The 22,978-nt window shown below is 54.9% G+C and carries 20 protein-coding genes, 1 tRNA gene and 1 pseudogene; 15 read left to right on the top strand and 7 right to left on the bottom strand.

Annotated elements, in window-relative coordinates; all coding sequences use genetic code 11:
• Nucleotides 1-1,379: pseudogene (locus tag FCN80_RS23130) on the top strand (IS3 family transposase); the annotation flags it as partial.
• A gap of 16 nt (nucleotides 1,380-1,395) precedes the next feature.
• Here the strand turns inward: FCN80_RS23130 and FCN80_RS27520 are convergent.
• From FCN80_RS27520 to FCN80_RS23145, 3 genes are all read right to left on the bottom strand, one after another.
• Nucleotides 1,396-1,512, bottom strand: coding sequence for an Arm DNA-binding domain-containing protein (locus tag FCN80_RS27520; protein WP_373880360.1), 117 nt, complete (start codon nucleotides 1,510-1,512; stop codon nucleotides 1,396-1,398).
• 3 nt (nucleotides 1,513-1,515) lie between these two features.
• Nucleotides 1,516-1,629, bottom strand: a complete 114-nt coding sequence (locus FCN80_RS27025; protein WP_230492885.1) for an Arm DNA-binding domain-containing protein — start codon at nucleotides 1,627-1,629, stop codon at nucleotides 1,516-1,518.
• A 198-nt stretch (nucleotides 1,630-1,827) separates the two neighbouring features.
• Nucleotides 1,828-1,912 (bottom strand) — tRNA-Leu (locus tag FCN80_RS23145).
• A gap of 425 nt (nucleotides 1,913-2,337) precedes the next feature.
• On the opposite strand from FCN80_RS23145, the gene FCN80_RS23150 reads away from it, so the two are divergent.
• On the top strand, nucleotides 2,338-2,844 hold the full coding sequence (locus tag FCN80_RS23150) for a YjjA family protein (protein WP_136992700.1): 507 nt from the start codon (nucleotides 2,338-2,340) through the stop codon (nucleotides 2,842-2,844).
• 622 nt (nucleotides 2,845-3,466) lie between these two features.
• Nucleotides 3,467-4,366 (top strand): LysR family transcriptional regulator, encoded by a 900-nt coding sequence (locus FCN80_RS23155; RefSeq protein WP_136992701.1) that lies wholly within the window; start codon nucleotides 3,467-3,469, stop codon nucleotides 4,364-4,366.
• A gap of 106 nt (nucleotides 4,367-4,472) precedes the next feature.
• Here FCN80_RS23155 and lptG read toward each other — a convergent pair whose 3' ends face one another.
• Nucleotides 4,473-5,543 carry an LPS export ABC transporter permease LptG gene (lptG, locus tag FCN80_RS23160; RefSeq protein WP_136992702.1) on the bottom strand — a complete coding sequence of 357 codons (1,071 nt, stop codon included), beginning with the start codon at nucleotides 5,541-5,543 and terminating at the stop codon, nucleotides 4,473-4,475.
• Nucleotides 5,543-6,643, bottom strand: coding sequence for an LPS export ABC transporter permease LptF (gene lptF, locus FCN80_RS23165; RefSeq protein ID WP_136992703.1), 1,101 nt, complete (start codon nucleotides 6,641-6,643; stop codon nucleotides 5,543-5,545). The genes lptG and lptF overlap by 1 nt, the downstream gene beginning before the upstream one ends.
• Nucleotides 6,644-6,927: 284 nt before the next feature.
• Between lptF and pepA the strand changes: the two genes are divergently transcribed.
• From pepA to FCN80_RS23185, 4 genes are all read left to right on the top strand, one after another.
• Nucleotides 6,928-8,439 (top strand): leucyl aminopeptidase, encoded by a 1,512-nt coding sequence (gene pepA, locus FCN80_RS23170; RefSeq protein ID WP_136992704.1) that lies wholly within the window; start codon nucleotides 6,928-6,930, stop codon nucleotides 8,437-8,439.
• Nucleotides 8,440-8,525: 86 nt separating this feature from the next.
• A complete protein-coding gene (locus tag FCN80_RS23175) occupies nucleotides 8,526-8,975 on the top strand; it encodes a DNA polymerase III subunit chi (protein ID WP_136992705.1) in 450 nt (149 codons plus the stop codon).
• Between the two features lie 12 nt (nucleotides 8,976-8,987).
• Complete coding sequence (locus FCN80_RS23180) at nucleotides 8,988-11,843, top strand: valine--tRNA ligase (protein WP_136992706.1); 2,856 nt, start codon at nucleotides 8,988-8,990, stop codon at nucleotides 11,841-11,843.
• A 135-nt stretch (nucleotides 11,844-11,978) separates the two neighbouring features.
• A complete protein-coding gene (locus FCN80_RS23185) occupies nucleotides 11,979-12,479 on the top strand; it encodes a GNAT family N-acetyltransferase (protein ID WP_136992707.1) in 501 nt (166 codons plus the stop codon).
• A gap of 85 nt (nucleotides 12,480-12,564) precedes the next feature.
• Here the strand turns inward: FCN80_RS23185 and rraB are convergent, their stop codons facing one another.
• On the bottom strand, nucleotides 12,565-13,032 hold the full coding sequence (rraB, locus tag FCN80_RS23190; RefSeq protein ID WP_136992708.1) for a ribonuclease E inhibitor RraB: 468 nt from the start codon (nucleotides 13,030-13,032) through the stop codon (nucleotides 12,565-12,567).
• Between the two features lie 174 nt (nucleotides 13,033-13,206).
• On the opposite strand from rraB, the gene argF reads away from it, so the two are divergent.
• The 4 genes from argF to FCN80_RS23210 all read left to right on the top strand — a co-directional run bounded on the left by argF (nucleotide 13,207) and on the right by FCN80_RS23210 (nucleotide 18,837).
• A complete protein-coding gene (gene argF, locus FCN80_RS23195) occupies nucleotides 13,207-14,226 on the top strand; it encodes an ornithine carbamoyltransferase (protein WP_136992709.1) in 1,020 nt (339 codons plus the stop codon).
• Nucleotides 14,227-15,042: 816 nt separating this feature from the next.
• On the top strand, nucleotides 15,043-16,734 hold the full coding sequence (locus FCN80_RS23200; RefSeq protein WP_136992710.1) for a solute:sodium symporter family transporter: 1,692 nt from the start codon (nucleotides 15,043-15,045) through the stop codon (nucleotides 16,732-16,734).
• The gene (locus tag FCN80_RS23205) at nucleotides 16,734-18,245 is read left to right on the top strand and encodes a sulfatase-like hydrolase/transferase (RefSeq protein WP_230492886.1); all 1,512 of its coding nucleotides are present in this window, start codon (nucleotides 16,734-16,736) and stop codon (nucleotides 18,243-18,245) included. Before FCN80_RS23200 ends, FCN80_RS23205 begins: the two co-directional genes overlap by 1 nt.
• Nucleotides 18,220-18,837, top strand: coding sequence for a Crp/Fnr family transcriptional regulator (locus FCN80_RS23210; RefSeq protein WP_230492887.1), 618 nt, complete (start codon nucleotides 18,220-18,222; stop codon nucleotides 18,835-18,837). Before FCN80_RS23205 ends, FCN80_RS23210 begins: the two co-directional genes overlap by 26 nt.
• 21 nt (nucleotides 18,838-18,858) lie before the next feature.
• Here FCN80_RS23210 and FCN80_RS23215 read toward each other — a convergent pair whose 3' ends face one another.
• A complete protein-coding gene (locus FCN80_RS23215) occupies nucleotides 18,859-19,326 on the bottom strand; it encodes a NanQ anomerase/TabA/YiaL family protein (RefSeq protein WP_136992712.1) in 468 nt (155 codons plus the stop codon).
• 382 nt (nucleotides 19,327-19,708) lie between these two features.
• Here FCN80_RS23215 and pyrB point away from each other — a divergent pair, with 382 nt between their 5' ends.
• The 4 genes from pyrB (at nucleotide 19,709) to FCN80_RS23235 (ending at nucleotide 22,273) form a co-directional block, all read left to right on the top strand.
• Nucleotides 19,709-20,644: an aspartate carbamoyltransferase gene (gene pyrB / locus FCN80_RS23220; RefSeq protein WP_136992713.1), complete on the top strand. Its 936-nt coding sequence runs from the start codon at nucleotides 19,709-19,711 to the stop codon at nucleotides 20,642-20,644.
• Nucleotides 20,645-20,651: 7 nt separating this feature from the next.
• Complete coding sequence (gene pyrI, locus FCN80_RS23225; RefSeq protein WP_230492888.1) at nucleotides 20,652-21,119, top strand: aspartate carbamoyltransferase regulatory subunit; 468 nt, start codon at nucleotides 20,652-20,654, stop codon at nucleotides 21,117-21,119.
• 245 nt (nucleotides 21,120-21,364) lie between these two features.
• Nucleotides 21,365-21,751, top strand: a complete 387-nt coding sequence (gene ridA, locus FCN80_RS23230; protein ID WP_136992715.1) for a 2-iminobutanoate/2-iminopropanoate deaminase — start codon at nucleotides 21,365-21,367, stop codon at nucleotides 21,749-21,751.
• A 93-nt stretch (nucleotides 21,752-21,844) separates the two neighbouring features.
• Nucleotides 21,845-22,273, top strand: coding sequence for a GNAT family N-acetyltransferase (locus tag FCN80_RS23235; protein ID WP_136992716.1), 429 nt, complete (start codon nucleotides 21,845-21,847; stop codon nucleotides 22,271-22,273).
• Nucleotides 22,274-22,978: the final 705 nt, after the last annotated feature.

A 22,978-nucleotide genomic window follows, 5' to 3' on the forward strand; every position in this document is an offset into this window, starting at 1 on the left:
AAACCGGTGCCCGGAGCCAACAAAACCACAGACCTTTGGTCGACAGAAGCCCGCTTTGCCGTCATCGTTGAAACCGCTACGCTCAGTGAAGCCGAACTGAGTGAATACTGCCGTCGCAAAGGGCTTTATCCTGAACAAATCGCCCAGTGGAAACAGGATTTTCTCCAAACGCCACAAGCCGATACCCGCCAGTCGCAAAAGCAGGCCCAAAAGAAAATCAAAGGGCTGGAGCGTGAATTGGCACGTAAGGAAAAAGCCCTGGCGGAGGCGGCTGCGTTGCTGGTATTGCGAAAAAAGCTGAATCAGTATTACGGCGAGGAGGACGAGGACGACTGACCCCGGCTCACGAACGCGTGCAACTGCTCCAGTGGATACGTGAAGCCATGAGCGCCGGCGCACGTCTGCTCCCCGCCTGCCGGGAAGTGGGGTTAAGCCTCAGTACCTGGAAGCGCTGGAACGCTCAGGCTGAAGACCGTCGACCCACGGCAGTACGTCCGGTACCGGCCAATAAACTGACCGCCGAAGAAGAGCGTCAGATAGTCACGGTATGTCACGAGCCGGACTATGCCAGCCTGCCGCCGGCGCAAATCGTGCCACGGCTGGCGGACAAGGGTGTTTATCTTGCCAGTGAATCGACGTTTTACCGGGTACTGCGGCGACACGGCCAGGTGCATCACCGGGGCCGCAGCCGGGCACCGTTAAAAGTGAATAAACCGACCAGTTATCAGGCTGTTGGGCCATGTCAGGTGTGGGCGTGGGATGTCACCTGGCTGGCCTCTCGGGTTCGCGGACGCTATTTTTATCTGTATCTGATAGAAGATATTTTTAGCCGTAAAATCGTCGGTTATGAGGTCCATGAAGAGGAAAACGGCGAGCAGGCCGCCGCGCTGCTGCACCGCACCGTATTACGCGAACGGTGTTACCGGCAGCCGCTGGTGTTGCACGCCGACAATGGCGCACCGATGAAATCCCAGACGTTGAAAGTGAAACTGGAAGAACTGCAGATCACCGGCTCGCACAGCCGACCGCGGGTCAGCAACGATAATCCGTATGTGGAGTCGCTGTTCAGGACGCTAAAATACGTTCCGTCATGGCCGTCATCAGGCTTTATGGATCTGGCTGAAGCCCGGCGTTGGGTCGAGGGCTTCAGCCGGTGGTATAACGAAGAGCATCGGCATAGCGCCATCGGTTATGTCACACCGGAACAACGGCATCAGGGAGAAGATATAAGCCTGCTGGCAAAACGAAAGGCCTTGTATGACACGGCCAGAAGAGCCCGACCGGAACGGTGGTCTGGCTCATGCCGCCAATGGCAGCGGGTCGAGGTGGTGATGCTGAATCCAGATAAGCCGGAAACCGGGCTGAAAACGGCAGCGTAAAAAACGAATAAGGGTGTCAACTTCGTTGACAGCTACCGGCTTCATCCCGCCGTGACCTGGCATCCGCCAGCGAGACTTCGGGATATTTTCCCAACGCCAGCATCTTTTCTTTACCGCCGAAGCGATAACGCAACCGTCAGTATTTGGAGCCGTTAGGGTGAACCAGCAACACCATGCCTTCACCGTCAGTAAGTTTATAGGCTTTAGCTTCAGGCTTAGCCGAACGAACTTTCACATCACTCAGAGCCATGATGAGTATCCTTTCAAGGGTTCTGTGTGGGTACAAACATTATCGAACCGGGATATACCCGCAGTTGTACCCGCATCAGTAAGTTGATGTAGATTGAATCAGGTTGACTTAGGTTGAGTGAAAAAGCGAGGAAAGCCTTGCGGATACTGGATTTCAGGCACAAAAAAAGACGTCCGTTGACGTCTATTGATGTTCCGATGGTGCCGAAGGCCGGACTCGAACCGGCACACCCGAAGGCGGTTGATTTTGAATCAACTGCGTCTACCGATTTCGCCACTTCGGCACAGAAGCTGGATGCGGAAAACGGATGCATTATACCTGCCCATGATCGACACGCAACATTTATCCGGCCTGCATCGGGTTAAGTGTCGAAAAAAACGGCGAACAGATGCGCAAGGCCATCGAAAGCCAGGAAAAGCGACATCCAATAAGGCTGAAACGGGCAAAATTCCCCCACGGATGGCGCACGCATTCCCTCTCTGCGCCATACAGGCCCGGCACACCAAATGAGATCCGGCGAGAGTGTAAAAAGCCCTCGATTATTTCGCCCCCCGCCGAAAGGCCGCTCAACGCCCCGATCCTGTGCCTTCGCCAAAGACCGGCGGAACTTGTCTCGTCAGAAACAGTCGGAAAAGATAATCACAACATGCCCCGCCGCCGGTTCGGTTAAGGCGTGCGGAGCATCAGCACAACAACGGGAGCTTCATCATGACAACCCCATCTCGCCTGCTTTGGACGGCGGCCATTGCCGCCGTGTTATCGTCCGGCCCGGCCCTGGCGGCCAACTGGACGGATACCCTTAACAGCGCGGCCAGTGCCCTGGGCAACTCGGGCAACAGCGCCGGCGGCGAAAGCGCGAAAAACAGCGCGCCCTCCATCTCGTCTCTGACCGGTCTGCTAAACGGCGGCGATAAGGCGCTCAGCGCCGGCAGCATGACCAATGCGGCGGGCATACTGGAGTACTGTGTGAAAAACAATGTGCTGTCAGCAAACGGGGTGTCATCCATAAAAGATAACGTCATGAAAAAACTGGGCATCTCCAGCCCGGCAAGCGCCAATAGCCAGGATTATCAGCAGGGGCTCGGCGGGTTGCTCAATACCGCAAAAGGCGGCCAGTTGAATCTGAAGTCCCTCGGTTCGACGCCCTTGGGCGAAAAGGTGAAAACCAAGGCTTGCGATCTGATTTTGAAACAGAGCAAGAATTTCATCGCCTGACGACCTCATCGCCGTTGTGGGTGGCAAAAATGCGCTTCCGATGAATCTGCCGCTCACATTGATTCGTCGTAGGTCACGTCGCCTCATTGCTGGCCGCGTTCGCTTGCCGCCGCAATGCCACCCAAGGTATTTAGCGTATATCGCCGCAATGGGGTGCAATTACTCTTTCTTTTTTTTGCTGTTCGGCGGAAGATCCGCCGGAAGTTCAACGATAGCGACATTGGCCGCGTTTTCCGATGGAGCCGGATGCTTTTTTGATGCAATATGCAGGTATAAAAACGACACATCTCACACAAGCCGAATAATATTAATAAAATGCTATTAAAAAACATTCAACTATATAATGCAACATATTAAAAATAGCAGGCCATGCCAGTAATAACGCCCGTTCGCGGTGGTTCCAATATGTTAATTAGGGGATAAGATACTCTGCAAGGGGTATTTTAGCCTTGTCATCAATAAAAAATAAAAGATAAAATCATTAGCCACTAAAAGCAGTTAGTCAATTGTTCTCATGCTAATGAGTAATGAAGAAGGAGAATGAAGATAAAAATGTTAAGTACCTTTGCATTCGTAACCTAACGGATATCCCTCAAACTTGCGCTATCATCATGACTATTCTATGAACAATTTTGATTTTAATTTATTGGTTGTACTGAACGCGTTGCTAGAAGATTGCAGCGTCAATCTGGCGGCCAGAAAACTGAACGTCACCGCGCCGGCCATTAGCAAGTCGCTGAATAAGATTCGCGTATTGTTCAACGACCCTATCCTGGTACGCAGCGGAACCAAGCTGATCCCCACCCCGAAAGCCATTGCCCTCAAGGAGGATGTACGGCAACTGGTCAATCGTATCGAATCCATGCTCAACACCAATATGGCGTTCGAGCCGCATACCACTACGGTGTCGTTCACCATAGCGGCCAATGCCACCATCGTTTTCACCTTGAACGCCACCTTGTTTCGAGAGTTGCAAAAAAGCGCGCCGAACGTATTCATTAATATGGTACATGACTCGGAATTCGACGATGATTTCCTGCGTTCCAATGATATTGACCTGTATATCGGCGAAATGCGCGATCTGAATCCGGAAATCACCATCCGCACCATTCACTCGGCCAAGTGTTATTTCATGTGCCGTTGTGGCCATCCAATTATATGCTCGGACAAGAACATGGACAATTTGCTGAAATACCAGTTTGTCCAGACCAAGGAGAAATATCCGGCCGGTACCGATGAAGCGATGAAATATTTCTGGTCGGCCCGGCAAGTAATGGGCGCCACCCCCGGCTATATGGCCACCATGAACGCCATTACCCATTCCGATGCGTTGGCGATCGTGCCGGATTTCGTGGTGAAAAACCTGCGCAAGCTGAATATCGCGGTGGAATTTTTCAGCGCGGATTTCGATCTCGGCAAACGCAGCATTATCCAGGCCTGGCACTCGAAGCATAACCATTCGCCTTGTCATAAATGGCTGCGCGACCTGACCAAGGTATTGTTTGTCGAGAGTATCAAGTAACGGGTCCGCGGCCATTCCGGCTGATAGCCATCAGAAGGTCGACGCGATGAAGTGTTCACTGCTGCCCGGCGTTAACAGGGTCATGCCTGTTAGCGCCGCGCCTTTATCAGCGCCGCCGCAGCAACAGCGCCACACTAATGATCAGAAACACCATACTCGGAATAAGCGCGCCCAGCAGGGGCGGCATGTTGTATACCAGGCTCAGCGGCCCGAAAATCTGGTCCAGCACATAAAACAGAAAGCCAAAACTGATCCCCGTCACCACTCGCACACCCATAGGCACACTGCGTAGCGGTCCGAAAATAAACGACAGCGCCATCAACATCATTACCGCCACCGAGATCGGCGAGAAAATCTTGCTCCACATGTTCAATTGATAGCGATTGGCTTCTTGTCCGCTCTGCTTGAGGTATTTGACGTAATCACGCAACCCGGTGATGGACAGCGCATCCGGATCCAGCGCCACCACGCCCAGTTTATCCGGCGTGAGGTTGGTCTTCCACACCCCGCTCAACATCTGCCGGCCGGTAATCTGCTTCGGATCCGTCAGATCGGACTCATCCACCTGAGACAGGTGCCAACTGCCGTCGGCGAAGTTGGCGGTGGCGGCATAGCGCAGACTTTGCAAACGGTTCTGCTTATCAAAATGGTATATGTTCACGCCAGACAATTGCCTGTCGCTGACCACCCGTTCGATAAATATGAAGTCGCTGCCATCCTTGGCCCACAGCCCATTTTGCACCGAAATCATTGAGCCGCCGTAAATAGCCTGGGATCGGTAGTTGCGCGCCATTTGCTCCCCTTGCGGCGCCACCCACTCGCCGATGGCCATGGTCAGCAGCACCAGCGGAATGGCGGTTTTCATCACCGCCGCGGCCACCTGCATCCGTGTAAAACCCGAGGCCTGCATGACCACCAGCTCGCTACGGCTCGCCAGGTTGCCCAACCCGAGCAACGCGCCGAGCAGCGCCGCCATGGGGAAAAAGATCTCAATATCCTTGGGAACGCTCAAGAGGGTGTAAAGCCCGGCGCCGACCACGGAGTAGCCGCCCTGCCCCACTTTGCGCAGTTGGTCGACGAATTTGATGATGCCCGACAGCGAGACCAGCATAAACAGGGTCATCATGATGGTGGTGAAAATCGTCTTACCGATATAGCGGTCCAGTACCCCAAACATCAGGCCGCTCCTCTAAAAAGCAACGCGGCGCGCAGGCGTCTCGCGGGTACGCTATCCCAGGCATTGAGCAGCAGGGCCAGGAGGAAATACGCCAGATTGGTCAACCACATCCAGACCACGGGATCAAGTTTGCCCTTGGCGCCGTTGGAGCGCAGCGAACTTTGCAGCAAAAAGAAAATCAGGTACAGCAGCATGGCCGGCAGCATGCTCACCACCCGTCCCTGACGAGGATTGACCACGCTCAGCGGCACCACCATCACGGCCATGATGAATACCGACACAATCAGCGTCAGGCGCCATTGCAGCTCGGCCCGGGCTTCCGGATCTTTGGAATGCCGAAGATCATGCATGCTCATCTGCTCGGCATCGCTGTTGTCCACCGACACGGTCTGATGGCCAATGATGGCCTGATACTGGTTGAAATCCGTGATACGGAAATCCCGCAGCAATGCGGTGCCTTCATAGCGGGTGCCCTTGTTGAGAACCACCACCTGCGATCCGTCGGCGCGCTGGAGCATATGGCCTTTGTCGGCCACCACCACCGACGGCCGGGTGTTGCCCCGCGGCCGCAATTGCGCCAGAAAAACGTTTTGAAACTGCTGGCCTTTGACATTGCCCACAAACAGCACGGAACCGCCGTTCTGCGCCGCCTGGAACTGCCCCTCCACCAGGGCCGCCATGCTGGGGTTGGCCTTGGCCTCCGCCAGTACCTCGTCTTGATGGCGCGCCGACCAGGGAGAGAGCCAGACCACATTGGCAGCCGCCAGCGCCGCGGTGAGAACGCTGAGCGCCAGGGCGGCCTTAACCAAAACGCTTTTGCCCAACCCACAGGCATGCATGACCGTAATTTCGCTTTCCGTATACAACCGGCTCAGGGTCATCAACAAGCCGAGAAACAGGCTCAGGGGGAGAATCAATTGCGCCATTTCCGGCACCCCCAGGCCGAGCAGGGATAACACCAGGTTTGTCGGGATATCGCCGTCAACCGCCGCGCCCAGTATCCGCACCAGCTTCTGACAGAAGAAAATCAGTAGCAGTATGAACAGGATGGCGAGCTGGCTTTTGAAGGTTTCCCGAACCAGATATCTTATGATGATCACGCTTATTTCGCCTGTGAAAACTTGTCTTTTTGCAGGAAAATCGTTAATTTCTTTGCTAATCCACCATAAATACGTATCAATCAGCCACCTTTAACCGCCAATTAGAGTATAACAACAATACGCGTTCGGTTTTGCCTTGGGAACGCACTGATATGTTGCCGAAGTAACGTCCTTTGCGTCGTTTAGATTAACACATAGGGTTAATGCAAAGGCGGGGGATACGATAGGAAAGGGCCTAGTTTATCCCGGTTGGCCGCCTTTGTCTTTAAGATTCAGGAGAGTGCATGGAGTTCAGTGTAAAAAGCGGTAGCCCGGAAAAACAACGCAGTGCCTGTATAGTCGTCGGCGTTTTTGAACCGCGCCGCCTGTCGCCTATCGCCGAACAGCTCGATAAGATCAGCGACGGTTATATCAGCGCCCTGCTGCGCCGCGGCGAACTGGAAGGGAAAGTGGGGCAGACATTGCTGCTGCACCATGTGCCCAATGTACTGTCCGAGCGAATTCTGCTCATCGGTTGCGGCAAAGAGCGCGAGCTTGACGAGCGCCAGTATAAGCAGGTGATCCAGAAAACCATCAATACGCTGAACGATACCGGTTCCATGGAGGCCGTCTGTTTCCTGACCGAGTTGCACGTCAAAGGCCGCAACACATACTGGAAAGTGCGCCAGGCGGTGGAAACCTCTAAAGAATCCCTCTATACCTTCGACCAGTTGAAGAGCAACCGGATCGAACCGCGCCGGCCGCTGCGCAAAATGGTGTTCAATGTGCCCACCCGTCGGGAACTCACTGGCGGCGAACGGGCCATTCAGCACGGGCTGGCCATCGCGGCCGGGATCAGAGCCGCCAAGGATCTGGGCAATATGCCGCCCAATATCTGCAACCCGGCGTATCTGGCTTCGCAAGCGCGCCAATTGGCGGACCGCTATGGCAAAACCACCACCACCCGGGTCATCGGCGAGCAGCAGATGAAAGAATTGGGCATGAACGCCTATCTGGCGGTGGGACAGGGTTCACAAAATGAATCCTTGATGTCGGTCATCGAATACAAAGGCAGCCCGGATCCGGAAGCGCGCCCCATTGTACTGGTGGGCAAGGGCCTGACTTTTGACGCCGGCGGGATTTCCATCAAACCGGCCGACAGCATGGATGAAATGAAATACGACATGTGCGGCGCCGCCACGGTATACGGCGTGTTGCGCATGGCCATGGAACTTGAGTTGCCGCTGAATATCGTTGGCGTGCTGGCCGGCTGTGAGAATATGGTGGATGGCCGCGCCTTCCGCCCCGGCGATGTCTTGACGACGCTGTCCGGCCAGACAGTTGAAGTGTTGAACACCGATGCCGAAGGGCGGCTGGTGTTATGCGACGCCCTGACCTATGTGGAGCGTTTCGATCCGGATGTGGTGGTGGACATCGCCACCCTGACCGGCGCCTGCGTGATAGCCCTGGGGCACCATTTCACCGGGTTGATGGCCAATCACAATCCGCTGGCCCACGAACTGATCGCCGCCGCCGAACAGTCCGGCGATCGCGCCTGGCGTCTGCCGCTTAGCGAAGAATACCAGGAGCAGCTTGAATCTAACTTCGCCGATATGGCCAATATCGGCGGACGGCCGGGCGGCGCCATCACCGCCGGCTGCTTCCTGTCGCGCTTTGCCCGTAAGTACAGTTGGGCGCATCTGGATATTGCCGGCACGGCCTGGCGTTCGGGCAAAGCCAAGGGCGCCACCGGTCGTCCGGTGGCGATGCTGGCGCAATTTCTGCTGAATCGGGCCGGCCTGAACAGTGACGATTGAGCCTAAACAAGGTACACTTTACCGGGCGGCTTCGGCCGCCCCTGTTTTTTTCCGGCTCGCCCGCCCGGGCTTTTTTACAACGGCTCATGAAAAACGCAACTTTTTACCTTCTTGATCGTCAGGATCTCCAGGATGGGCTAACCGCGGTGGAGCGGCTGGCCTGTTGGCTGGCGGCCGCCCGCTGGCGGGAAGGCAAACGGGTACTGTTGGCCTGCGAGAGCGAAGAACAGGCCCTTAAACTGGACGAAGCCCTCTGGCAGCGGGATCCTGACGCGTTCGTGCCGCATAATCTGGCGGGGGAAGGTCCCCGCTACGGCGCGCCGGTTGAGCTTTGCTGGCCGGCGCGGCGCGGCAATGCCCCGCGGGAGTTGTTGATAAGCCTCCTGCCGCATTGCGCCGATTTTGCGTCCGCTTTCCATGAAGTGATAGACTTCGTCCCGCACGAAGACACCCTGAAACAGTTGGCGCGCGATCGCTATAAAGCCTATCGCAGCGTCGGCTTCCAATTGACCACGGCCACGCCGCCGACGCAGTGAACAACGAACACAATGGATAAGACCTACAACCCGCAAGATATCGAGCAGCCGCTGTACGCGCACTGGGAAGAACAAGGCTATTTCAAACCCAACGACATTCCCGGACGGGAAAGCTTCTGCATCATGATCCCGCCGCCAAACGTCACCGGCAGTCTGCACATGGGTCATGCATTCCAGCAGACCATCATGGATATCATCGTGCGTTACCAGCGGATGCAGGGTAAGAATACCTTGTGGCAGGTGGGCACCGATCATGCCGGTATCGCCACGCAGATGGTGGTTGAGCGTAAAATCGCCGCCGAAGAAAACAAAACCCGCCATGATTACGGCCGTGACGCCTTCATTGAGAAAATTTGGCAATGGAAGGCGGAATCCGGCGGCACGATCACTCGGCAGATGCGTCGACTGGGCGCCTCGGTGGACTGGGAGCGCGAACGTTTCACCATGGATGAAGGGTTGTCCAACGCGGTGAAGGAAGTGTTTGTCCAACTGTACAAGGAAGATCTGATCTATCGCGGCAAACGGTTGGTGAACTGGGATCCGAAGCTGCGCACCGCCATCTCCGATCTGGAAGTGGAAAATCGCGAGTCGCAGGGCTCCATGTGGCATCTGCGCTATCCGCTGGCCGATGGGGCCCTCACCGCGGAGGGCAAGGATTATCTGGTGGTGGCCACCACCCGGCCGGAAACCATGCTGGGCGATACCGGCGTGGCGGTCAATCCCGAGGATCCCCGTTATAACAATTTGATCGGCAAGTTCGTGATGTTGCCGCTGGTGGGTCGCCGAATTCCCATTATCGGCGATGAACACGCCGATATGACCAAAGGCACCGGTTGCGTAAAGATTACCCCGGCCCACGATTTCAACGACTATGAGGTCGGTAAGCGCCATAACCTGCCGATGGTCAATATTTTCACCTTGGACGGCGATATCCGGGAAGAAGCGGAAGTCTACAACACCCGCGGCGAGCCGGACGCTTCGGTTGACGGCGGGATCCCGCCGGAGTTTCGCGGACTGGAGCGGTTCGCCGCCCGCAAGGCGGTGGTGGCCGCCATCGACGGGCTTGGCCTGCTGGATGGCATCAAGCCGCATACCCTGATGGTGCCTTACGGCGACCGCGGCGGCGTCGTGATTGAGCCGATGCTCACCGACCAGTGGTATGTGCGTACCGCCCCGCTGGCGAAAACGGCGATTGCCGCAGTGGAAAACGGCGATATTCAGTTCGTTCCCAAACAGTATGAGAATATGTATTACAGCTGGATGCGCGATATCCAGGATTGGTGCATTTCCCGCCAGCTGTGGTGGGGCCATCGCATTCCCGCCTGGTACGATGAATCCGGCCATGTTTTTGTGGGCCGCAGCGAGGACGACGTGCGCCGGGAAAACGGTCTGGATGCCACATGCGCGTTGCGACAGGATGACGACGTGCTGGATACCTGGTTCTCCTCGGGTCTATGGACTTTCTCCACGCTGGGCTGGCCGGAACAGACACCGGCACTCAAGACCTTCCATCCCACCAGCGTGCTGGTGAGCGGTTTCGACATTATCTTTTTCTGGATTGCCCGCATGATTATGCTAACCCTGCATTTCGTCAAAGACGATGACGGGCGTCCGCAGGTGCCGTTTAAGACCGTTTATATGACCGGGCTTATCCGTGACGAAGAAGGCCAGAAGATGTCCAAATCCAAAGGCAACGTCATTGACCCGTTGGATATGGTGGACGGGATTTCCTTGACCGGCCTGCTGGAAAAACGCACCGGCAACATGATGCAGCCCCAGTTGGCGGAAAAAATCCGCAAGCGCACCGAAAAGCAGTTTCCCCAGGGCATTGAGCCGCACGGCACCGATGCGCTGCGCTTTACCCTGGCGGCGCTGGCGTCCACCGGCCGCGATATCAACTGGGATATGAAGCGCCTGGAAGGCTATCGCAATTTTTGCAATAAGCTTTGGAACGCCAGCCGTTTTGTGCTGCTCAATACCGAAGGGCAGGATTGCGGCCTCGCCGGCGGCGAAAGGGTTTTGTCGCTGGCGGATCGCTGGATTCTCGCCGCCTTTAACCAAACGGTCAAAGCCTATCGCGAGGCGCTGGACGGCTACCGTTTCGATATGGCGGCCAATATACTTTACGATTTTACCTGGAATCAGTTCTGCGACTGGTATCTGGAACTGACCAAACCGGTTATGAACAGCGGCGGCGAAGCCGAGCTGCGGGGGACCCGACATACGCTGGTCAAGGTATTGGAAAGCCTGTTGCGCCTGGCGCATCCCATTGTGCCGTTTATCACCGAAACCATTTGGCAGCGGGTTAAAACACTGGCGGGCATCACCGCCGATACCATCATGCTGCAACCCTTCCCCGGCGTCGACGCCGCTTGGGACGATGAGCAGGCGCTGGCGGACGTGGAATGGATCAAGCAGGCGGTTATCGCGGTGCGGGCCATCCGTTCGGAAATGAACATCTCCCCCGGCAAACCGCTGGAGGTACTGGTGCGCGGCGCAAGCCCGCGGACCCGGCGGCGCATTGAGGATAACCGGGGTTTTATGCAAACCCTGGCGCGACTGCAAAGCCTGTCGATATTGAACGACGGCGAGCAAGGCCCGGTCTCGGTGGTCAAGCTGGTTGAGGAAGGCGAATTGCTAATCCCCATGGCGGGCATCGTCGATAAGGACGCGGAACTCAAACGGTTGGCCGGCGAAGTGGCCCGTCTTACCGCGGAAATCGGCCGTATTGAGGGCAAACTGGCCAACGAAGGCTTTGTGGCCAGGGCGCCGGCGGCGGTGGTGGCCAAGGAGCGGGAAAAACTGGAGGGCTATATGGCGTCACGCGCCACCCTGCTGGCCCAACAGGACACCATCGCCGGGCTATAGGCGGCGATCAGATCCGTAATGGGGGCGGCGAAAACGCCGCCCCAGGCCACGGGTCCACGAAATCTGTTTGCATGTTCCATATCAGCAATGTTATTACTCATAATTATATGCTTCTTATCTTTTTGAGTAATGACGATGTCCTCTGCATTAGTGAATATTGTGGTGCGGCCGATCACATCGGCGGATGATCCGGCCATTGCCGCCGTGATTCGCCAGGTATCGGCCGAATTCGGTCTGACAGCGGATAAAGGCTATACGGTATCGGATCCGGATCTGGACGTACTGTCCAAACTCTACGGCCGGCCACGCAGCGCTTATTGGGTTATTGAATACCGGGGCCAAGTCGCCGGCGGCGGCGGCATTGCGCCTTTGTCCGGCGCGGCGGCGGATATTTGCGAGTTGCAGAAAATGTATTTTATGCCGGTACTGCGCGGCCGCGGCATCGCCCACGAGCTGGCGGTCAAGGCGCTGACGTTCGCTCAAGGGCAGGGGTTCCGGCGCTGCTATTTAGAGACCACCGCTTCGCTGACCCGGGCCATCGCCCTGTATGAACGGTTGGGTTTTACGCATATAAAGGGGCCGATGGGCAGTACCGGTCATGTGGATTGCGAAGTGCATATGTTGCGGGAACTGTAACGCTCGACCGACCCGACGATGCATCGCGTCGCCCTGCCGGGGCTAGCCTATGCGGTTTGCCCCGCCGGCCGGCGGATCCTAGCCCTTAATGGCGGGTGCCGTCATCATCATGATCGATGATCCGGCCATGGGCGGGCGGCGTATCGCTTTCGTCGTCATCATCATACCCATCGTCGTCCTCTTCGCCGTCCTCGTCCTCTTCGCCGTCCTCGAAATAGGTGCCCCAGCCATCATAGTTGACGCCGTGCCGCTCCGCGAGCAGATAAAGCTGTTCCACCTGGGCGTCAATGATATCCGCTTTAAGAGACACTTCGCTTATGGCATCACAGCACATCAGCACGGAGCCGTCTTCCACTTCCAGTTCTTCGGCATCGGTCACCTCATAACCCAGCTTGAACGCTTCGACCGCCACTTTTTCCAGCAGATCGAAATTTTCAGCGGAAAAATGGTGCTCAATGGTGTAGAGCGCCTCCGGATCACTACCGTCTTCCAGCAGTTCTTCGATGATCAGGCGCGTTTCATCACGCTGCTCTTCCAGAAATTGATGTGCCATGCCTCTTTTCCTCAGTGAGTCGGCGATTTGGAGCATCATTTTCCCACAGCGGACAGTTAGGCTCCAGCGTAAACATGAAAGATTTAGCCGCAAAGCTTGAAATTGAATATTCATACATATAAAGTGAATTTTAATGCAAAATAAATTAATGATAAGTACTAGGAGATATTGCCTATGAGCATTTTTTTTCACCGTCACTTTCTTAAATTACTGGACTTCACACCGGATGAGCTATACGACCTGCTGGCGCTGGCCGCCACGCTGAAACAGGAAAAACGGACCGGGTGTGAAGCACCGCGCCTGACCGGTAAGAATATCGTGTTGATTTTTGAGAAGGATTCCACCCGTACCCGCTGCGCGTTCGAGGTCGCCGCTTTCGATCAGGGCGCGCGCGTGACGTACCTCGGCCCCAGCGGCAGCCAGTTCGGCCACAAAGAATCCATCAAAGATACCGCCCGGGTATTGGGCCGGATGTATCACGGTATTCAATATCGCGGTTATGGTCAGGAGATCGTCGAGACACTGGCGGCGCATGCCGGCGTGCCGGTCTGGAATGGGCTAACCACCGAATTCCACCCGACCCAGTTACTGGCCGATCTGCTGACCATGCGCGAACATCTGCCGCACACCCCGTTCAACCAGATGAAATTCGCCTATGTGGGCGATGCCCGCAACAATATGGGCAACAGTATGTTGGAAGCGGCGGCGCTCACGGGCCTGGATTTACGTTTGGTGGCGCCCAGCGCCTGTTGGCCGGATAGCCGACTGGCGGCGCATTGCCGCGAACTGGCCAAACAGCGCGGCGGAAACATTACGCTCACTGAAGATGTTGCCGCAGGCGTAGCGGATGTGGATTTTATCTATACCGATGTCTGGGTTTCCATGGGCGAGCCCAAATCCATCTGGCAGGAACGTATCGCCCTGCTGCGCCCCTACCAGGTCAATAGCGACATGCTGAGGCTGACCGGGAATCCCCAGGTGAAGTTTCTTCATTGTTTGCCGGCCTTCCATGACGATCAGACCACCGTTGGCCGGGAAATGGCGGAACAATACGGTCTCAGCGGCGGTATGGAAGTCACTGATGACGTTTTTGAATCCCGGCATAGCCTGGTTTTCGATCAGGCGGAAAATCGTCTGCACACCATTAAGGCCGTCATGGTCGCCACATTGGCTGAGAATACCGCCGGTCGGTAACACGGTCGGTTACCGCCTCCGGACCGGCTGCCCGTTGCAGCCGGCCTGGCCTATTTGCCCCATATAGACGTTAAACACCTCAAGTTGCATCGCGGTTGCAAGCAAGCGCCTCTGCGCAGCCGTCATTGAAGTCATAACGGGAAAGGGCGTAACACTTTATCACCGACTTATCGCCTGTCCTGGCGCCGTGCGTTCGCTGAAAAAAATGTTGCGTGATTATTGTTATTATGTGATATCGGTCAGGTTGGCTTATGACAACGGTCATAAAAATCAGATCGCGAAACGTGTACAACATTCTTCATACGCCCGGTTTCAGCATTTATACACGTCATACTTCACGTTGCCGCTTTGTTGGCTGCAATGCAACGCGAAGTATTTAGAGTAAAAGTATTTATCGACGCCGGTAATAATACCGTATCAGCGATTTACCGAAAGTCGGCGAACCAGGTGTGCGGTAGCGCATATTATTTTCTGCATTAGCGCATGGCGATATTAATCAAAAAACCGTTTTTTTCAACGGCTGGGGATGTATTGTCCCAATATGCCTGTCAGGCATAAATGACGCTGGGCACAATGGCCATTCCAATTTAGATACGCTACATGCGTCGGGCGGCATCGCGGCGGCGAGTACGAGGCAATCCGCCAGAAAAAATTTAAATTGCCAGGAAGATTTTGGCGCAAGGCGGTTTATAAGAAACAACTCCCTCCGGGCATGGACTTAAATTCGACGCCTATTGGGTATATGCGCGTCGCCGTTCGGCGCGGCCGGTAAAGCCGCCGTCAGGTACAGGCAAGTTAACTGGAAGGCACGTTTTTATGAGCACCCTACAAATACTATCGTTTGTATTTTTTACCTGCCTGGTGGCGGTGATCACTTGGTGGAAAGTCAGAAAAAACGACACCCGTTCCCAACAAGGTTATTTCCTGGCGGGACGATCACTTAAAGCGCCAATCATCGCCGCTTCGTTGATGCTGACGAATTTATCCACCGAGCAATTGGTCGGGTTAAGCGGACAAGCGTATCATTTTGGTATGTCGGTTATGGCCTGGGAAGTTATCTCCGCCATTCCGCTGGTTTTGCTGGCGCTGATTTTCCTGCCGCGCTATTTGCGCCGGGGCATCGTCACCATCCCGGAATTTATTGAAGAGCGCTATGACAAAACCACCCGGATTATGGTGGATGGTTGCTTTTTGATCGCAACCGGTATCTGTTTTTTACCCATTGTGCTCTATTCCGGCTCCCTAGCCTTAAACAGTCTGTTTCATGTCGGTGATCTGACCGGATTGAGCCAGAACGGCTCCGTTATCCTGATGGCCATGGCCCTTGGCACCATTGGCACCCTCTATGCCGTCATCGGCGGGTTGCGCGCCATCGCGGTAGCCGATGTGGTCAATGGTATCGGGCTGGTCGTCGGCGGTCTGCTAGTGCCGGTTTTCGGCCTGATGGCCATGGGCCATGGCGATTTCATGGCGGGGTTGCATCAACTTGCCGCCAATCACGGCGAGCGGTTGAATTCCATCGGCGGACATAACGATCCTGTGCCGCTGGGGGCCGCGCTTACCGGACTGGTGCTGGTCAATACTTTTTATTGGTGTACCAATCAAGGCATCGTCCAACGTTCGCTGGCGGCCAAAAACCTGGCCGAAGGTCAGAAAGGGGCCTTGTTGACCGCCCTCTTGAAAATGCTCGATCCGGTTATTCTTGTCCTGCCCGGCGTCATCGCCTTTCATCTGCATGCCGATCTGCCGAAAAACGATATGGCTTACCCCTCGCTGGTGAGCCAGGTATTACCCGCACCACTGGTGGGTTTTTTCGGCGCGGTGCTGTTTGGCGCCATTATCAGCGTTTTCACCGGGTTCCTCAACAGCGCCAGTACGTTGTTCAGCCTGGGAATTTACAGCCGGTTAATCAATCCCGAGGCCAGCCCGGAAAAACAGGTGCGGGTTGGACGTTATTTCGGTCTGGCGCTGGCGGTAATTTCCGTTGTGGTGGCGCCTACCATCGCCAATGCGCCGGAAGGGCTCTATAGCTGGATGAAACAATTAAACGGCGTGTATAACGTTCCCCTGGTCACAATCATCATTATGGGGTTCTTTTTTCCACGCATTCCCGCATTCGCCGCAAAAACGGCGTTGCTGCTGGGCATCATCAGTTACGTATTGATCAATTACATTATTCATCTGCCCATCCATTTTCTTTACCTGCTGGCAATCACTTTTTGTATCAATGCGGCAATTATGCTGTTTATCGGTAACGTGGCGCCACGCGCCGAAGCCTTCGTTTTCAGGGATGCCATGGCGGTGAATATGCAGCCCTGGAGAGCCGTTAAAGCCGCCTCAGTGGGTATTATCGCCGCCATGATCTTTATTTACGCCTTTCTTGCCCGATTCGGCGGTTGGCATACCGGCTGGTTATGCTGGATTACCGGTTTGACCGTGCTCGGCGTCAACGGATGGATAGTTATTACTGAGAAACGGAGCCTGAAAACCAAACGGGGGATCGTCTGATGCAACCCAATATCATTTTTATCATGACCGATACCCAGGCGACCAATATGGTCGGCTGCTATACCGGCTTACCGCTTAATACCGGACATATCGACGAACTGGCGGCACGCGGCGTTCAATTCACATCCGCCTATACCACTGCGCCGCTATGCACTCCGGCGCGCGCCGGGTTGTTCACCGGACTGTACTCCAATCAAAGCGGCCCCTGGACCAATAACCTGGCCCCGGGAAAGAACATGCGGACATTGGGCAGCTATTTCAAAGATCACGGCTGGCAAACCGCCTATATCGGCAAATGGCACCTGGACGGACATGATTATTTCGGCACCGGCATTTGCCCGCCGGAATGGGATGCCGAATTCTGGTACGATGGCGCCAATTACTTGCACGATTTGACGCCGGAACAAATCAGCTTGTGGCGCAACGGCCTTAATTCCCTACAGGATCTCACCGACAATCACATTGACGATGCATTCACCTGGGCCTACCGTATCAGCCAGCGCGCCATCAAGTTTATCGATGTGCAACGGCTATCCCGGAAAAAACCTTTCTTATTGGTGTTGTCCTATGACGAACCCCACCATCCCTTCACCTGCCCGCCACGCTATCTTGAACGCTACGCTGATTTTCATTATCCGCTGGGCGATAAGGCCACCGATGATTTGCACCGCAAACCCGCTCACCAGCGATTGTGGGCCGAGGCCATGCCCTCGCCGGTAACCGACGGCGCCACCTACCACCATCCATTGTATTTCGCCTGCAACGATTTCGTCGACGATCAGATAGGCCGGGTGATAAACCATTTAACCCCGCAGGAGAGAGAGAATACCTGGATCATTTATACCTCGGATCACGGCGAGATGATGGGGGCGCACCGTCTTATCAGCAAGGGAGCCGCCGGCTATGACGACATCTGCCGCATACCTTTTATCATTAACGGACCGGGTATCGCCGCGCGGCAAATCGATACGCCAGTCAGCCATATCGACCTGCTGCCCACCTTGCTATCCATCGCCGGGATCCCGGTGCCGCCAGCGTTGCATGGGGAAAGTCTGCTGCCGATACTGACAAAGAGGCCCGCGGCGTCTTCGCGCGCCGTCATGGTGGAATTCAACCGTTATGAAATTGAGCATGATAGCTTCGGTGGTTTTATCCCCATGCGGGCCTGGATCAGTAACGCGTTAAAGCTGGTGATTAACCTCTTTGACGAAGACGAACTCTACGATAGACGCCGTGATCCGCAGGAGATGGAAAACCTCATCAACGATCCCGGCTATGCCGCGCGACGCGACGCCATGCACGACGCATTGTTGGCGAATATGGCAAGGATCCGCGATCCATTTCGCAGTTACCGCTGGGCCATGCGGCCCTGGCGCCCGGATCGGCGTGCGCAGTGGATGGGGGCGTTTCGCCCAAAACCGGACGATCTGGTATCGCCGGTGGTCAGGGATTACGATACGGGTTTGCCGACGCAGGGAGTCAAGATTGAGGAGAAACGCCAGAAGTTCTGACGCCGTCATGAACGGCGCGTCATTACTGACCGGTTTGTCAGGCGGCGAGCAGGCAATCCTGACCCGCCTAAACGATTTACCGAAACAGACCCGTATTTATCCTCAAGAAGACGAGGCGGTTTCGTTTTACTACCTGCATAGCGGTTTAGTGGGCCTGTACCATATGCTGGAGAACGGTAAAATCTGCCTGGTAAGGCTGTTCGGACCCGGCGATTTCTTCGGCTACCGCAGTCTGTTCGCCGGCAGCGGTTATCATTGTTCGTCGCGGGTGCAGCGCACCGCATCCGTGACGCGAATCACGCCCCACCATCCGCAGGCATTTCTGGCCCATTATCCCCAGTTGCACGACTACCTGTTTTGGCGTTTGGCGGAAGATCTGGGCGAAGCGGAAAAACGGCTGGCCAGTATGGCTTACGACAAATCCCGACAGCGGGTTTTGCGCAGTATTCAGTATTTGTACCGACAGTGGCCCGGCTATGAATGGACATGGCGGGAAATCGCCGAATATGCCGGCTGCGAAACCGAAACCGCTATCCGTCATAGCCGGCGACTGAAGACCGAAGGCTTGCTGCCGGCGGATTTCCCCGACTGATCGCGAGGCCGTTCTGAAAAGTTACTTCAGACTGGAGGCGTCGATTTTCACCACCGCTTTACGCACATTGGCCGGCGCGCCGACGGCGATCAACGGCTTATGGACTTCGCCCGGGTAATACACCACGAAATCGCCGCTCTGCAGCAAAATCTGTTTTTCCTGTCCGCCGGCCGGCAGGAACGCGATATCCTTATCCGCCAGCCAATCGGTATCGGGGCGGCCCGCGGGCAGGGTACTGAATGCTTGGATTTCCGGGCCATTCAGCACAATCTGGACATCGAGATATTTGGCATGAAACTCAGCGCGACGCTTATCGAACGGTTCGGAACTGTCATTGGATACGATGACGAACGCCTGATTGCCGTTGATATCATATTTGCCAAGCGGCGTATCGGCGGTGATGTGTTGTTTGACGTATTCGATGGCTTCGCGCAGCGCAGACGGCAGATAGGGCACAAGGTCGAGATGGTGGATATTACCGGTGATCATAACGAGTCCTTAAAATGAAATGACGTTTCATTATATGTCATCTGTTTGGGCAGATTGAGAGTTATTTAACACTTATTTTTATTAGCAAGCCAATCGTTTGCATAATCTTTAATAACCGGCCTTTACCGCTTGAAGTGCGACGGCACCCGAGTATAATGCCGGGCAATTTGCCGGGAGGAATAATGTTCGATTTCGAGACATCCCACGTTAACGATGCGCTTGTGCTGCCGGTTGGCAGCGGGTTGCCGTTATTGCTCCCGTTACCCGTTGTTAAGTATTCTTTTCCCGCCCCTCGTTGAGGGGCTTTTTTTTGTCCGGCGTTCCAACCACCGCCTAAACTTGCGTCAATACCGGTGTCACCGTTATCCGAAGGAGGAAGAACATGGCAAATCCCCTTTACCAAAAGCACATCATTTCCATCAATGACTTAAGCCGAGAGGAGCTGGAACTGGTGCTCGCCGCCGCCGCCGATCTCAAGGCTCGGCCGCAACCGGAACTCCTGAGGCACAAAGTCATCGCCAGCTGTTTTTTCGAAGCCTCCACCCGTACCCGGTTGTCTTTTGAAACCGCCATTCATCGCTTGGGCGCGTCGGTGGTGGGATTTTCCGACGCGGTTAACACATCGCTCGGCAAAAAAGGGGAAACGCTAGCGGACACCATTTCGGTTATCAGCACCTATGTGGACGCCATTGTCATGCGCCACCCCCAGGAGGGCGCCGCCCGTCTGGCGGCCGAGTTTTCCGGCGGTATTCCCATTCTCAATGCCGGCGACGGCGCCAATCAGCATCCGACCCAAACCCTGCTGGATCTGTTCACCATCCAGGAAACCCAGGGACGGCTAAACAATATCAATATCGCCATGGTCGGCGATTTGAAATACGGACGTACTGTCCATTCCCTCACTCAGGCACTGGCCAAATTTGCGGGTAATCATTTTTATTTTATCGCGCCGCAGGCCCTGGCGATGCCGAGTTACATTCTGCATATGCTGGCGGAAAAGGAAATAACCTACAGCATGCACGCCACCATTGAGGAAGTGGTGCCAAAGCTGGACATCCTGTATATGACCCGGGTGCAAAAAGAACGGCTGGACCCATCGGAATACGCCAATGTCAAGGCCCAGTTTGTATTGCATGCCGGCGATTTGGAACACGCGCGGCCCAACCTGAAGGTCTTGCATCCGCTGCCGCGAGTGGATGAGATCGCCCGCGAGGTCGACACCACGCCTTACGCTTACTACTTTCAACAGGCCGGAAACGGAATTTTCGCGCGCCAGGCCTTGCTGTCTCTGGTTTTAAACAATCACGACGCCGCATAAGGGGGATATGATGACTCAAGATAACAAATTGCAGGTTGAAGCCATTAGCCGCGGCACGGTAATCGATCATATCCCGGCGCAGGTCGGTTTTAAGCTACTCACCCTGTTCAAACTCACCGCCACTGACCAGCGGGTCACCATCGGGCTTAATCTGCCGTCCAATCAACTGGGCAAAAAAGATCTGATCAAAATCGAGAATGTTTTCCTCACCGAGCAACAGGCCAACCAACTGGCCATTTATGCGCCTCACGCCACGGTCAACCGCATCGACAATTACGAAGTGGTGCGTAAGTTGACACTGTCGCTGCCGGAGCACATCGACGGCGTGCTGATCTGCCCCAATAGCAACTGCATCAGCCGTAGCGAGCAAGTGGCGTCCGGATTCGCGGTGAAATACCGGGGCAATCAGGTGCACTTGAAATGCAAGTATTGCGAAAAGGAATTCGAGCATCAGGCCGTGATCCAAAACGCCTGATCGTCGCGGCGTAAACACCGATCAAGGTCTGTGTCCCCGCCCGTTTCGATCGGCCCGACCGATCGAAACGGAATCAGCAAGGGGGCGGCGGTGGAATGGGCTTCCCAATGATGACCCGCGGCTGGCAGGAGCCGATGCTGTTTTCGCGCCAGCGGCGACCGTCACTACGCGGATTGTCTCAACAGGCTTTTCCTCCCTATAATGGCCTGACAGTTTTCCCACAATGATTGACATCAGGAGACATCATGTCCCGCATTATCAGTACCGAAAACGCGCCGGCCGCCATTGGCCCTTATGTTCAGGCGGTGGATCTCGGCAGTATGGTCTTCACCTCCGGGCAAATCCCCGTTTGTCCGAAAACCGGCCAGGTCGCCGACAGCATTACCGACCAGGCCCGCCAATCTCTGGCCAATGTCAAAGCGATTGTCGAGGCAGCCGGCTTGCAGGTCGCCGATATCATTAAAACCACGGTGTTTGTCAAAGACCTGAACGAATTCGCCACCGTCAATGCCGCCTATGAGGCGTTTTTCAAAGAGCATAACGCGCCTTTCCCCGCCCGTTCCTGCGTTGAGGTGGCCCGTTTGCCGAAAGATGTGCAGATCGAAATAGAAGCCATTGCCGTTCGCCGCTAAATCCTGTCCTGACGCGCGTAATGTCGCGCGTCCGTTGGTTCCCTTTTGCGGTCGGAAATGCGTTGTTGTGGTTAACCGACAAAGGATAAAGTCATGCATGTCATACGTGAAGCCAGAATCTCCGATGCCTCTCAGATCACCCTTCTTCTTGATGCGTTGGACTATCCCGGCACGGGGGGTTTTATACAGGACAAGCTTTCGCGATTGCTAAGCCATCCTGATGAAAAACTGTTGGTTTCAGTGGAAAACGAAGTGGTTAATGGAGTGATTTCGCTGCATTTCATTCCACAGTTGGCCCTGCGCGGCGACTTCTGTCGAATCAGCTATTTCTGCGTCAGCTCCGCGGCCAGAGGGAAAGGTATTGGAAAAGCGCTGGAGGAAGCGGCAGTCCAAATTGCCATGGGAAAAGGCTGTGATCGAATTGAAGTGCATTGTCATTCCCGAAGGACCAGCGCGCATCGGTTTTATTTTCGCCAAGGGTATGAGGAATCGCCGAAATACTTTTACAAATCAATAAATTAAAAGATCAAATTAGCAGGTGAGCTCATGCCCGCGTGATGACGAAAGGATGAATAAGCAAACGCCGCGCTTGTACAAGCAATATCATTTAGCCTGTCATCACCGTAAAAGATTGGCCGGAACCGGAATTCAGGCCAATAAAATAACACAGTCAATTCTGCCAATAGTTCACAGCGAAAATTATGAGTGAGGTTGTATTATAGTAGGGTAAACATCAATAATTCCTTAATGGTTCCTGAACAGTTCCTAATATTGTCAGATTTACTTTGCTGATTGGAAAGAAAATATCCATTGTTCTCCTCACCAGGTCCGCATTATCAGTATGCGCTAACGAAAATGCGTGCCCGCTTGTGGTTTTCATCATATGTGCTGCTTTTAGCGTCGCCACAGTAACCGCTGGGTTTTCGTCAATAATTGCGCGAGAGAGTTTGTGCCGGAAGTCAGCGCGGGCATGGACTACCCGTTCCGTAAAGGTTTGCAGAGCAAAACCGGACGTCTATGATCTGAGCGAGTCCCCAGGAACAAAGATAACGCTGTGACTGGGGTAAGCGAACGCAGCCGACCAAGACGCAGCTTGAAGTATGACGAGGATATCCAGATTCACTTAAAGACGATAGGCAATATTATTTGTAGAAAGAAACACGTCTTTCATAATTAATCTAGCGATAACATTACGCGGGCAGATTATCCAGTTCCTGGTCCGAAAGC

Origin of the sequence: Martelella alba, from assembly GCF_005217455.1 — a bacterium.
Taxonomy (GTDB): domain Bacteria; phylum Pseudomonadota; class Gammaproteobacteria; order Enterobacterales; family Enterobacteriaceae; genus Acerihabitans.